This window comes from Pseudomonas sp. TE4620 (genome assembly GCF_056279045.1).
On sequence record NZ_JBWBQO010000001.1, the window covers coordinates 1,891,561 to 1,903,625 of the forward strand.

A 12,065-nucleotide genomic window follows, 5' to 3' on the forward strand; every position below is an offset into this window, starting at 1 on the left:
CGCCTCGACTTGCCCCGCGATCAATCTATCTGCGCCCCACAAAAGGCAACAACATCCCGACCTTGCGCTGATACTGCCGATACTGCTCGCCAAACAACTGCACCAGGTCCTTCTCCTCCAGCAGCGTGCCCATCAGGATGTACAAGGTACTCACCCCGGCAAACAGCAAGTGGCCAACCGTCATCTGCGGCGTCGCCCAGAAGCTCATGACAAAGCCCAGGTACAACGGGTGGCGCACCAGCCGGTACAGCCAGGGGGTCTTGAAGGCGCTGGCTTCGCCGGGGTGTGGGCGAAAGGCGTCGAACGCCTGCTTGAGGCCGAACAGTTCGAAGTGGCTGAGCAGGAAGGTGGCCAGCACCAGGATGATCCAGCCCAGCCAGTAGAGCGCCTCGATCAGCCCGCGGGCCGGTTGCGCCTGGACATCCCACAGGGTCAGGGGAATCGGCTGCCAGAGCACGAACAGCAGGCTCAGCGCCAGGCTGCTGAACAGCACATAGGTGGCCCGCTCGATGGGCGCCGGTACCCATTGCAGCCAGAACTGCTTGAAGCCCTTGCGCGCCATGCCGCTGTGCTGCAGGGCGAACAGGCTGATCAGCAGCACATTGATCGGCACCGCGAAGTACCAGGCGGTCGGCGGGCCGGAGTTGATGTCCTTGGGAACTTCCGGGGGGCCAATAAAGCCCACGAAGTACGCCAGCACCAGCATGGAGAACAGGTAACAGACCAGGCTATAGAGCAAGCCGAGGCATTTGCGCAGCAGGGGGATCTCGTCCATGAGGGGCTCCTTTGAGTCAGCACCTGAACGTCCTGCTCAGGTGGGGTGCAACGGCTGAACCCTTAACCCTAGACCAGTACAACGGCTGCCAGACCCGGTGGGGCAATCAGCCGCAGCTCAACTTTACCCGGCGAGCCTGCTAGAGTCGCGCCCCTTAACCAATCAATCCGGTGCAGGAGGCAGCTTTGATGATGTGCAGTCAGTGCGGTAACGACCACGGCGATGAACTGGGGGAACTTGCGTTTCGGCGCCCGGATGCGCTGTTCGCGCTAGCCGCCGAGGAACGCCAGAGCAAGGTCAGGGAAAGCAACGACTGGTGCGTGATCGCCGGCGAGCGGTTTTTTTTGCGGGCACTGTTGCCGCTGGCCGTGGCGCAAATCAACGATAGTTACTGCATCGGTATCTGGGTCGAACTGCAGCCGGCGGATTTCGAGCGCGTCTGTGAGCTCTGGCGCGATGAGCACCAGGCCGCCGAGCCGCCTTTTGCCGTGCGCCTGGCCAACAGTATTCCGACCCTGGCAGAAACCCTGGGGCTTGAAGGCCGGTTGCAGTTGAGCGGCCCGACCTCGCGCCCCAGCGTGACCCTGGCCGCCAGCAGCCACCCATTGGCGGTGGAGCAGGCCAAGGGCATTTCCCTGCACCGCGCCCACGAGTACAGCCAGGTGTTTGCCTGACAGGCTCAGGCCTTGAGCGTGGCCATGTCGATGACGAAGCGGTACTTCACATCGCCGGCGATCATGCGGCTGAAGGCTTCGTTGATGTTACCGATATCGAGCATCTCGATGTCGCAACTGATGCCGTGCTCGGCGCAGAACTCCAGCACTTCCTGGGTTTCGGCGATGCCGCCGATCAGCGAGCCGGCCAGCACCCGGCGCTTCATTACCAGGTTGGCGGCGTGCAGCGCCGGGTCGACCGGCTCGATCAGGCCGACGAGAATGTGTACGCCGTCGAACTTCAAGGTCTGCAGGTAGGGGTTGAGGTCGTGCTGGACCGGAATGGTGTCGAGAAGAAAATCGAAACGCTCGGCCGCGGCGCGCATCTGCGCCTCATCGGTGGACACGATCACGTGGTCAGCCCCCTGGCGCCGGGCTTCTTCGGCCTTGGCCGGCGAGCGGGTGAAGAGGGTGACTTCGGCGCCCATGGCCTTGGCGAATTTGATGCCCATATGGCCCAGGCCGCCCATGCCGAGAATGCCCACGCGGTCACCGGGCTTGACCCCGTAATGCTTGAGCGGTGAGTAGGTGGTGATGCCGGCGCAGAGGATCGGCGCCGCGCTGGGCAAGTCCAGGCCTTGTGGAATGCGCACGACAAAGTGCTCGCTGACCACGATGCTGCTGGAGTAACCGCCCATGGTGTTGCTGCCGTCGACCCGGTCGGGGGTGGCGTAGGTCATGGTCGGGCCTTGCAGGCAGTATTGCTCCAGGTCCGCCTGGCAGGCTTCGCAGTGGCGGCAGGAGTCGACCATGCAGCCCACGCCCACCAGGTCACCGACCTGATAGCGGCTGACCTTGGCGCCGACGGCGGTGACCTTGCCGACGATCTCGTGGCCGGGCATCAGCGGATACACGGCGATGCCCCACTCGTTGCGGGCCTGGTGGATGTCGGAGTGGCACACGCCACAGTAGAGGATCTCGATCGCCACATCGTCGGCGCGCGGGCTGCGGCGCTGGAAGGTCATGGGCGCCAGGGGCGCGGTGGCGGACTGGGCGGCGTAACCGATGGCTGTGTACATAGGGCCTCAATAAACGGTGATCGGTGAAGGCTGCGCATTCTGCGCATCCAGCGTCGGCTCGCCTATCGTCATTCCTCCGCCAGTCATGCCTAAAACTCCGTACTTGGTCGCCGGACTCTGGCGCCTGGCCGCGAAGCTGCGATGATGTCAGTGTCCAATCCTCCGTGCGGTTTTTCATGCAGCTCACTCGCCACTCCGATGCCAACGCCACCCTCTGTACCCTGATCCGCTCCCTGGCGCTGCGCCCGGGTTTTGTCGACACGCCACTTGCCCAGGTGCAGGTGCTGTCGGCCAGTCACTACGTGGCCAGCAGCCCGCAGATTTACGAACCGAGCCTGATGATCCTCGCCCAGGGCAGCAAGCTGGCGCGCCTTGGGCCGCGTACCCTGGAATACGGCGCCGGGCATTACCTGGTGCAGGCGCTGTCGGTGCCGTTCATGTGTGAGACCTTTGCCACCGAGCAGGAGCCGCTGCTGGGGGTGTCGGTGGCCATCGACCGCGGCGTGCTCGGGGAGCTGGTGCAGAGCATGGGCCTGGCGCCAGACCGGGCGATCACGGCGCAAACCCCGGAGTCGATGACCTCGGCGGCGCTGGATGAGGCCATGCGCGACAGCGTCGAGCGTTTGCTGCGCTGCCTGCTCGACCCGCTGGACTGCCAGGTAATGGGCCAGGCGCGGGTGCGGGAGGTGCTGTATGTGGCCTTGCGCGGGCCGCAGGCCGGGGTGTTGCGGGCACTGGTCGAGCAGCAGGGCCACTTTGCCCGCATCGCGGCGGCGCTCAGCTACTTGCGCGAGCACTATGCCGAACCGCTGAGCGTCGAAGCGCTGGCGGCGTGCGCGAACATGAGCGCCTCGACCTTTCACGAGCACTTCAAGCGCAGCACCTTGCTGTCGCCGATGCAGTACCTCAAGCGCCTGCGCTTGCTCAAGGCCCAGCAGATGCTGATCGGTGAGGGCATGGGCGTGGCCCAGGCGGCTCACCGGGTGGGCTACCAGAGCACCTCGCAGTTCAGCCGCGAGTACAAGCGCCATTTCCAGCGCAGCCCGGGGGAAGAACAGCCGTATCTGTGACCCGGCCTGGCTCTCGTCTGCTTACACATTGTGGTTTAAGGTGGGCACCTGCCTCTCATGACAGGGATCGATCATGAAACACCCGCTTTTGCAGCCCCTCGTTGTCGCGCTGTTGCTGGGCGCTGCCGTGCAAGCCCCGGCGGCGTTGCCCAGCGCGCCGTCGTATATCGACGATAGCCTGTATTCCCCGGCTGCCAAGCAGCGCATCCTGCCAGCGATGTTCGCCCAGACCCTGGCCAGCACCCGTTACCTGGCCAGGCCGGACAACCCGCTGATCACCCAGGCCGAGGCGAGCGAATTTCGCCAGACCAGCAACTACGACGAAACCCGTGCCTACATGACCCGCCTGGCCGCCGCCTCCGGGGGCAGCATCGTGCTCAACGACCTGCCGGAGAAAAGCGCCGAAGGCCACCCGATGTTGATGGCCATCGCTTCCCTTGAGGTCGACAAGTCGCCGGCCGGGCTCAACGAGTCGGGCAAGCCGACGATTTTCGTCGAAGCCCAGATTCACCCCGGCGAAGCCAATGGCAAGGACGCGATGTTCATGCTCCTGCGCGACATGACCACTGGCGACAAACCGCTGGCTGCGTTACTGGAGAAGGTCAACATCCTTTTCATTCCCACCGTCAATGTCGACGGCGACCTGCGCCGCAGCGCCTACGGGCGCATCAACCAGAACGGCCCGGATGAAACCGGCTGGCGGGTCAACGGCCTGAACTACAACCTCAACCGCGATTTCACCAAGCTCGACAGCGCCGAGATCCGCAACGTCGCCTGGGTGTTCAACACCTACCAGCTGAGCTTTTTTGCCGACACCCATTCCACCGACGGCGCCATGTACCCCTACGACAGCTCCTATTGCCACAATGGCAACGGCTGGTCGCCGGCCAGCAGCGCCTGGATCGACAAGGTCATGCGCGCACCGGTGTACCAGGCGCTGGAGGCCGACGGCCATGTGGTGCATGAATGCATCAGCCTCAACAGCAACCAGGACCCGACCCAGGGTTACTACCCGTACCGCACCGACTACGCGCGCTTTTCCAACCAGTACGGCGACATCCGCAACGTGCCGTCGATCCTCATCGAGCAGCACGCCTTGCACCCGTATCAAACCCAGGTGCTGGGCAACTACGTGATGCTCAAGAGCATGTTCCAGGTGATTGGCGATCAGGCCACGTCGCTTGGCGAAGCCATCCGCCAGGACCGCGAACGCCTCGAAGCCCAGGAGCAGGTGACCCTCACCTGGAAACCGGGCAAGGCCCAGAGCACCGCCTTTACTGTCGGTGACTACCGCTATGAGCAGTCGCCGATCACCGGTGCCAGGACCCTCGTCTGGAGCAACACGCCGAAGAAGCTCAGCGTGCCGGTGACGGGCAACACCGAGCCCGACCTGGTGGTCAAACGGCCTAAACAGTATGTGGTGCCGGGCCAGTGGCGCGAGGTGATTGCCCGGCTCAAGGCCCATGGCATCCACATGACCACCCTCGACAAGCCGACGCCGATTGCCGTCACCCTGTATCGCATGGACCAGGTAAAAGTGGCGGGGGGCTTCGAGCCCGATCGCACCCAGGTCAACCAGATCCCGGGCTACGAAGGGCGCTTGCTGGTCAGTGGCGTGGCCAAGCCGCTGGAGCGCTTGCAGACCTTCCCGGCCGGCTCGGTGGTGATCGATACCGACCAGCCGCTGGGCGTGCTGGCGGTCAATTTGCTGTACCCCGAAAGCCCCGACTCGTTCTGGGCCTGGGGCTTTTTCAATGCGACCCTGGTGGCGGCGGAAGAACCGGAGGAATACGTGATGGAGCCGATGGCGCGCAAGATGCTCGCCGAAAGCCCCGAGCTCAAGGCCGAGTTCGACAGCAAGCTCAAGGGTGACAAGGCCTTCGCCGCCAGCCCCAGCGCACGCTTGCACTGGTTCTACCAGCGTACGCCGTTCTATGACGTCAATGCCTTTGTCTATCCGGTGGGGGCGGTGTACTGAACCGGTATCGATCGGTCTGAAAACGGTATTGGTCATACGCAAAAACCGTGATCTATAAAGGCTTTGGTCTTCCCGCCCGAGCCTTTATGCATGAACACCCGCCGTCGTTCACTGATTGCCGCCAGCATGGCCCACGCCGTGCACGACGGCCTCACCGATGTCATCTACGTCTTGCTGCCGCTGTGGCAGGCGCAGTTTGCCCTGAGCTTCGCCCAGGTCGGCCTGCTGCGTGGCGCCTACGCCGGGATGATGGCTGGCCTGCAATTGCTGGCCAGCCGCGCGGCAAAACGCTGGGGCCGTGAGCGTCTGCTGGTCGGCGGCACCGCCCTGGCCGGGCTGGCCTACCTGGTGGCTGGCCAGGCCGGGGGCCTGGGTATGCTGCTGTTCGCCTTGTTGCTGGGCGGCCTCGGTGCCAGTACCCAGCACCCGCTGGCATCGTCGTTGGTCAGCGATAGTCATGAGGCCGGCGGCGAGGTCAAGGAGGCGCTGGCGCACTACAACTTTGCCGGTGATATCGGCAAGATGCTGGTGCCCGCCGGAGTCGGCCTGTTGCTGGTGGTGACCAGCTGGCAAACCAGCGTCACCGTGCTGGGCATCCTTGGCCTTGCGGCCGCTGTGCTGCTCTGGTGGCTGATCGCGCCGCAGCCGTCGGCGGCGCCGAGTGTGCGCAAAGCAGTGATTGCTGTTGGCGGCGACTCCGGCAGCGGCCTGGCCGCCTTGCTGCTCACCGGCACCCTCGACAGTGCGGTACGCATGGGCTTTCTCACCTTTCTGCCGTTTCTGCTGCAAGCCAAGGGCGCAGGCTCCGCCGGTATCGGCCTGGCGCTGATGCTGCTGTTCGTCGGCGGCGCCTTCGGCAAGCTGCTGTGCGGCTACCTGGGCGCACGTATCGGCATGATGAAAACCGTGTGGTGCACCGAGTCGCTCACTGCGCTGCTGATCGTGTCGATGCTGTACCTGCCGCTGACGCCGATGCTGGTGCTGTTGCCGCTGTTGGGCCTGGTGCTCAATGGCACCTCGTCGGTGCTCTACGGCGTGGTGCCGGAGCTGGCGGGGGCGGGCAGGCGCGACCAGGCCTTTGCCCTGTTCTACACCGGCACCATCGGCGGCGGCGCCCTGGCACCGGTGGTGTTTGGCGCTGTTGGCGATAGCGCCGGCATCACCACGGCGGTGATCAGCCTGGCGGCACTCCTGCTGCTGACCCTGCCGCTGTCCTGGTGGGTGGAGCGGCAACTGCATTGCGGCTTGCCTGGCAAATTTGGATCTAACTATAATGAATGAGATTCATTACCAGATAACTTTGCCCAGGCCGCCTCCATGTCCAGCGCTGACCCTTCGCTGCAACTCGCTGTTCACACGCTGTATGAGGCGCATCACCCGTGGCTGTGCGGCTGGCTGCGCAAGCGCCTGGGCTGCCGCGAGCATGCCGCGGACCTCGCCCAGGACACCTTCATCCGCGTCATGACCCAGCGCAAGGCCCCGGAACTGCGTGAGCCACGGGCCTACCTGAGCACCGTCGCGCGCAGCCTGATGATCGACCTGTTCCGCCGCCGCGCACTGGAGCAGGCCTACCTCGAAACCCTCGCCGCACGCCCGGAGCTGCTCGACATCTCGCCGGAAACCCGCGCCCTGGTGATCGAGACGCTGATGGAAATCGACGCCATGCTTGACGGTCTGGGGCGCAAGACCCGCGAGATCTTTCTCATGGCCCAGCTCGACGGCCTGAGCTACGTGGAAATCGCCCGGCGCCAGAACCTCGCGGTCAACACGGTGAAGAAACACGCCGTGCGCGCCCTGACCCATTGCCTGCTGCTGGCCGAGGACTGAGCGGTGAGCGCCCAGCGCCTGGATCGCGCCACCCTCGAAGCGGCCGCCCACTGGTTCGTCGAACTGCGCTGCGAAGCGCCAGACCCGGCTACCCGCCTTGCCCACCAACAGTGGCTGGCCGGTGATCCGCGCCACCGCCAGGCCTGGGAGCGCTTGCAGCGGGTACAAGGCACCTTTGCTCAGGTCAGTGCTGGCGTTGCCCGGCCGCTGCTGGCCAGCGCCCAGGCCAAGCGCCGCGAAGTGCTCAAGGTGCTGTCGCTGCTGCTGGCCGCGGGCGGGGCAGGGACCCTGGCCTGGCAGACCACGCCGTTGCCGGCCTTGATCGCCGACCAGCGCACCGGCACCGGCGAGCGGCGCAGCATAGGCCTGCAGGATGGCAGCCAGTTGCACCTGAACACCGCTACCGCGGTGGATATTCACTACAGCGGGCAGCTGCGCGAACTGCGCCTGCTCAGCGGCGAGATCCTCATCGAAACGGCAAAAGATGCCCTGGCCCGGCCCTTCATCGTGCATACCGGCGAAGGCAGCATTCGCGCGCTGGGCACGCGTTTTATCGTACGCCGCGACGCCGGGCGCACCCGGGTGAGCGTGCAGGAGCATGCCGTGCAAGTGCGTTGCAGCGCTGATCTGCTCACCCCCGTGCGGGTCGAGGCCGGCCAGCAACTGAGCTTTGAGCGCGCCAGCATCAGCCCGTTGCAGCCCGCCAACCCCGAGGCCGACGCCTGGCTGCGCGACCTGCTGGTGGTGCACGACTGGCGCCTGGACGACTTTATCAACGAATTGCAGCGCTACCGCCCCGGGCACCTGGGGTGCCACCCGGCGGTGGCCGGCCTGAGAATTTCCGGGGCCTTCCAGTTGGCCAACAGCGACCCTATTCTCGCCAACCTGAGCAGCACCTTGCCGGTGCGTATTCGCCAGTTCAGCCGCTACTGGGTCAGGGTCGAAGCGGCCTGAAACGCAGCAGAAAATTATTTTCACAAGGGGGGTGTTGATTCAGATTCTCATTCGACTTGTAGGTAGAGGCGCCTCAGACGCCACCACCACTGCCAACGGGCGAAAGGAAACTGCATGTCCCTTTGTAATCCACACTCCACGCGCAACCTGCGCACACTCACCCCTTTGCGCCGTGCCATTCAGGCCGCGCTGTTCGGCTCGGCCCTGGCAGGCGCCGGCGCCAGCCTGATGGCCGCTGCGCCGGCCTGGGCCGAGACCCGCGTCGAAAGCCAGTTCGACATTCCCGCCGGCTCCCTGGAGTCGGCGCTGACCCGCTTTGCCGCCAGCGCCGGGGTCACCGTGTCGTTCCAGCCGGCCGATACCCGTGGCCTGCAATCGCCAGGCTTGCATGGCCGCTACAGCGTCGAGGCCGGCTTGCGCCAGCTGCTGGCCGGCAGCAACCTGCAACTGCTGCGCCAGGACAGCGGTAGCTACTCGCTGCTGCCAGGGGCGGGCGATGACGCCAGCGTGCAGCTAGACGCCACCGCCATCAACGGCAAGGCGGTCGAGTCGGCCTACGGGCCGGTCGATGGTTATGTCGCCACCCGCAGCGCCACCGGCACCAAGACCGACACGCCGATCCTGGAAATCCCCCAGGCGGTCAACGTGGTCACCGCCGCCCAGGTCGAAACCCAGGGCGCGCGCAATCTCACCCAGGCCCTGCGCTACACCCCGGGCCTGAGCGTCAACGGCTTTACCGACCGCAACAACATTGCCGACGAGATCACCAGCCGCGGCTTCGCCCCGACCCCGCTGTACCTGGACGGTGCCTACCTGCCGTACGCCGGAAGCCTGGGCGGTGCGCCGCAGATCGACCCCTACACCCTCGAACGCATCGAAGTGCTCAAGGGCCCGTCGTCGGTGCTGTATGGCCAGAACCAGCCGGGCGGTATCGTCAACATGGTCTCCAAACGCCCGACCCGCGAACAGCGCAACCAGGTCAAGTTCGGCCTGGGCAGCTACAGCCGGGTCAATGGCGCGATTGATCTGAGCGGCCCGATGGATGAAGCCGGGACCCTCAGCTACCGCCTGGTGGGCGTGGCGAAAAAGGGCAACGACCAGCTCGACCACACCAACAGCCAGCGCATGCTGCTGGCGCCGAGCCTGACCTGGGCGCCTAACGAAGACACCGCGCTGACCCTGTATGCCCAGCTGCAGCGCGATGACGGCCTGGCCGATTACCAGGCCTTGCCGAAAATCGGCTCGCTCGACCGCGGCCCCGATGGCCAGCGCATCGACCGCGATGCGTTTCTCGGCGACTCCCATTACAACGACTACCGGCGCGACCAGTTTGTGCTCGGCTACGACTTCAGCCATGCCTTCAGCGACGACTTGAAGTACCGCCAGACCGCGCGCTACATCGACATCCGCGACCGCTACAAGGGTTTCTACCTGCGCGGCTTCGTCAGCGATGCCGACACCGGCGTGCTCGACCAGACCCACGCCACCCGCACCAAGCTCGACTGGCGCCAGCACAACACCGCCTACACCATCGATAACAACCTGGAGTACAAGTTCGCCACCGGCCGCCTGCAGCACACCACCCTGGTGGGCCTCGACTACCGCCGCTTCAACCGCAAGTACACCGGCTACAATGCCTATGGCGTGGCCCCGGTCGATCTGTACAACCCGAGCAACTACCCCACCGACGACGTGGTGCCGCAGCTGACCACCCAATGGGACAACACCATCGGCCAGACCGGCCTGTATGTGCAGGACCAGATCAGGCTCGACCAGTGGATCATCACCGTCGGCGGGCGCCAGGACTGGGCCAAGGTCGAAAACAAGGACCTGCTGGCGCGGACCATCACCGAGCAGAACGACCAGAAGTTCACCGGCCGGGTAGGGCTGACCTACGTCACCGAGTTCGGCCTGGCGCCTTACATCAGCTACTCGCAGTCGTTCCTGCCGACCATCGGCACCAGCGCCCCGCAGCGCGGCGCCAAGGCCTTTGAGCCGACCGAAGGCGAGCAGTATGAAATCGGCGTCAAGTACCAGCCGCTGGACAAGACCCTGATCACCACCTCGCTGTTCGAGCTGACCCAGAAGAACGTCAAGACCGGCGACAAGCTCTACCCTGAGTACGAAAGCCAGGACGGCGAAGTGCGCTCGCGCGGTGTCGAGCTCGAGCTCAAGACCCGCCTCGACAACCTCGACGTGCTGGCGGCGGCCACCTACATCGACTCGTTCTACACCAAGAGCAACTATGGCGATAAGGGCAACCGTTCCGAGGCGCAAGCGCCGGTGTCGGCTACCCTGTGGGCCGACTACCACTTCACCCAGGCTGCGCTCAACGGCCTGACCGTCGGTGCCGGCGCGCGCTACACCGGGCGCAAGCCGGGGGATTCGGCCAACGCCTTCGACGTGCCGGCGTTCGTCGTTTACGACACCACTATCCGCTACGACCTGGGCAAACTCGACCCAAGCCTGCGCGGGCTGCAGACCAGCCTGAACGTGCAGAACCTGTTTGACCGCGAGTATGTCTCGGACTGCAACTATTCCTTTGGCTGCTACTACGGGCAGGAGCGGGTGGCGTCGCTTGAAATGACTTACGACTGGTGATATGAGCCGGCCTCACTGGCGATGGGCCGCATAGCGGCCCTGGGCTGGACGCTCTTGCACCCCTGTGTCACTGTCGGCGCCACCGTTCGGCAGCAAACAGGGTTGGCCAATGCTCAGCAGTACCCAGTTCAAGGCGTTCAATCGTTGTGTCCTGCAACTGGCGAGCTTGGCCCGCGAGGGTGGCGGCTCGCATTTCATCGCCGAGGGCCTGCAGGCGTTTCGCGCAATAGTGCCGTTTGCCTCGGCCTGGTGGGGCGAGATGTCTGGGGCTGGCGCAACCGCTGCGCCGCAAAGCTGGATGCACGGGCGCATCGACCTGCCGCCGGCCTTTGCCCGCGAATGGAGCGAGGTTGCCGGCATCGACTGTTTCGCCCACACCACCCTAGCGCGGCCAGGGCAGGTGGTGCGCGACAGCGAGTTCACCGACCCCAACGAGGCGGTCAATGTCTTCGCCCGCCGCTACGACCTCTATCACCTGATGTGCATTACCTTCGAGCTGCCGCAAAGCGGCCTGAACTTCTACGTCTGCCTGTACCGCGGCGAGCACGACGCTGCCTTTTGCGAAAGCGAAGACGGCTTGTTCGCCGCCTTCTGCGAGCAGCTGCTGCAACTGTGGCGCTTCCAGGTGCAGGACATGATCCGTCTCGATACCGGCAACGCGGCTGCCGATTTCGCCATTGCCCGTCTCGATGGCAGCTTGCTGTATGTGGGCGCGCGGGTGTGCGCGGCAATCGAGCAGGCGCTGCCGGGCTGGAGCGGCTCGTTGCTGCCGCCCCAGGTGTGCGCGCAACTGGCCAGGGCGCCGTGCGTGATGCGCCTCGGGCGCAGCAGCCTGACCCTCAGCGCCAATGGCGAGCATGTGATTGTGTCGCTGGAAGCACCCGCGCCAGGGGTGCTGCTGGCGCCCCGCGAGCGCACCGCAGCCATGCTGTTTGCCGCCGGGCACTCCTACAAGGAAATCGCCCGGATGCTGTCCTTGAGTCCGGCGACGGTGCGCACCTACCTGCGCAATTGCTACGTGCAACTGGGGGTCAAGAGCAAGGTGGAGCTGGGTGCGGCGTTGCGCCTGTCGATGCCGGTGGCGGAAAAAACCGCCTGACCCTCCTCATTTGCAGAGGTCCATTGCCG

General features: G+C 65.0%; 10 protein-coding genes. 8 read left to right on the plus strand and 2 right to left on the minus strand.

Annotated features, from left to right (window positions below; genetic code table 11):
- Positions 1-25 precede the first annotated feature (25 nt).
- A complete protein-coding gene (mddA, locus tag ACZ9A3_RS09030; protein WP_476252415.1) occupies positions 26-775 on the minus strand; it encodes a methanethiol S-methyltransferase in 750 nt (249 codons plus the stop codon).
- Between the two features lie 188 nt (positions 776-963).
- On the opposite strand from mddA, the gene ACZ9A3_RS09035 reads away from it, so the two are divergent.
- Positions 964-1,449, plus strand: coding sequence for a DUF2199 domain-containing protein (locus tag ACZ9A3_RS09035; protein WP_093383494.1), 486 nt, complete (start codon positions 964-966; stop codon positions 1,447-1,449).
- A 5-nt stretch (positions 1,450-1,454) separates the two neighbouring features.
- Here the strand turns inward: ACZ9A3_RS09035 and ACZ9A3_RS09040 are convergent, their stop codons facing one another.
- Positions 1,455-2,507, minus strand: a complete 1,053-nt coding sequence (locus ACZ9A3_RS09040; RefSeq protein WP_476252416.1) for an NAD(P)-dependent alcohol dehydrogenase — start codon at positions 2,505-2,507, stop codon at positions 1,455-1,457.
- 176 nt (positions 2,508-2,683) lie between these two features.
- Between ACZ9A3_RS09040 and ACZ9A3_RS09045 the strand changes: the two genes are divergently transcribed.
- From ACZ9A3_RS09045 to ACZ9A3_RS09075, 7 genes are all read left to right on the plus strand, one after another.
- Positions 2,684-3,577 (plus strand): AraC family transcriptional regulator, encoded by an 894-nt coding sequence (locus ACZ9A3_RS09045; protein WP_045198654.1) that lies wholly within the window; start codon positions 2,684-2,686, stop codon positions 3,575-3,577.
- Between the two features lie 73 nt (positions 3,578-3,650).
- The gene (locus ACZ9A3_RS09050; protein ID WP_093383489.1) at positions 3,651-5,555 is read left to right on the plus strand and encodes a M14 family metallopeptidase; all 1,905 of its coding nucleotides are present in this window, start codon (positions 3,651-3,653) and stop codon (positions 5,553-5,555) included.
- 90 nt (positions 5,556-5,645) lie between these two features.
- Positions 5,646-6,836 (plus strand): MFS transporter, encoded by a 1,191-nt coding sequence (locus ACZ9A3_RS09055; RefSeq protein WP_476252417.1) that lies wholly within the window; start codon positions 5,646-5,648, stop codon positions 6,834-6,836.
- A 36-nt stretch (positions 6,837-6,872) separates the two neighbouring features.
- The gene (locus ACZ9A3_RS09060) at positions 6,873-7,382 is read left to right on the plus strand and encodes a sigma-70 family RNA polymerase sigma factor (protein WP_045198658.1); all 510 of its coding nucleotides are present in this window, start codon (positions 6,873-6,875) and stop codon (positions 7,380-7,382) included.
- 3 nt (positions 7,383-7,385) lie between these two features.
- Complete coding sequence (locus tag ACZ9A3_RS09065) at positions 7,386-8,336, plus strand: FecR domain-containing protein (RefSeq protein WP_045198659.1); 951 nt, start codon at positions 7,386-7,388, stop codon at positions 8,334-8,336.
- Between the two features lie 114 nt (positions 8,337-8,450).
- On the plus strand, positions 8,451-10,937 hold the full coding sequence (locus tag ACZ9A3_RS09070; protein WP_476252418.1) for a TonB-dependent siderophore receptor: 2,487 nt from the start codon (positions 8,451-8,453) through the stop codon (positions 10,935-10,937).
- Between the two features lie 109 nt (positions 10,938-11,046).
- Positions 11,047-12,036, plus strand: a complete 990-nt coding sequence (locus tag ACZ9A3_RS09075) for a helix-turn-helix transcriptional regulator (RefSeq protein ID WP_045198664.1) — start codon at positions 11,047-11,049, stop codon at positions 12,034-12,036.
- Positions 12,037-12,065: the final 29 nt, after the last annotated feature.